Here is an 823-nt window from a genome sequence, read left to right on the forward strand (position 1 = left end):
GTTGCTGCTTGTCAGTATGAGGGTGTTTGCAGGTCAAGGCCTTAATGATGAAGGAGCCTCGAATGTGGAGCCTAAGAAAACTCTGCGTTTGGCAGGCCCGCCTTGGGAGCCGTTTCTGTATGAACAGCAGCCGCGCAAAGGATTGGCAACAGAGATTGTAATAGAAGCTTTCGAGCGTGCAGGCTACTCCGTTGAAGTCTCAATTAAGCCTTGGCGAAGAGTATTAGCAGAAGCCGAAAAAGGCATGGTTGATGTATTGATCGGCTTATGGTTTAACGAGCAAAGAGCGAGCAATTTTCTTTATTCCGACCCTTACTATGTTAATCAAATTAGCTTTATTTCTGATCAGAGCGAAGTGATTTCATATCAGAAATTGGATGATCTAAAAGGTTTAAAAATAGGAGTAAGAAAGGGGGCGAGTTTTGGTCATAATTTCGACAATGCTGCAGGGCTGAATAAAACCCCAATGGTAAACGCCTTAAGCATGTTAAAGATGCTGGCACTGGGGCGGATAGATATCGGCATTGGTGATCATTTGATTTTGAGTCGCTTGATGCAGAAAAATAAGATGCTTAACGAACAGCTTAAATTTGTAGAGCCCGCTTATACTGAGCGTGAGCTTCACATGGCGATTGTTAAGTCTTTAGCTGATCATCAGGCAATTGTCTCTGCATTTAATCATCACTTGCGAAAGATGAAGCAGCAGGGAAGAGTTAAAGAAATTATTAAGACCTACAGCCCTTAAACTCTTTACCACTCCCCCGTATTCGTCATTGATACCCAAGGCTCTTCAGGTGCAAGGTTATCGCCCTTTTGTAGAAGT

1 protein-coding gene is annotated in these 823 nt (G+C 43.3%); it reads left to right on the forward strand.

What is annotated here, in order from left to right; genetic code table 11:
- Positions 1-745: ABC transporter substrate-binding protein (locus A3757_RS00885; protein WP_068738995.1), on the forward strand; the 745-nt coding region annotated here is incomplete at its 5' end.
- Between the last annotated feature and the right edge of the window lie 78 nt (positions 746-823).

Source organism: Oleiphilus sp. HI0117, from assembly GCF_001635235.1.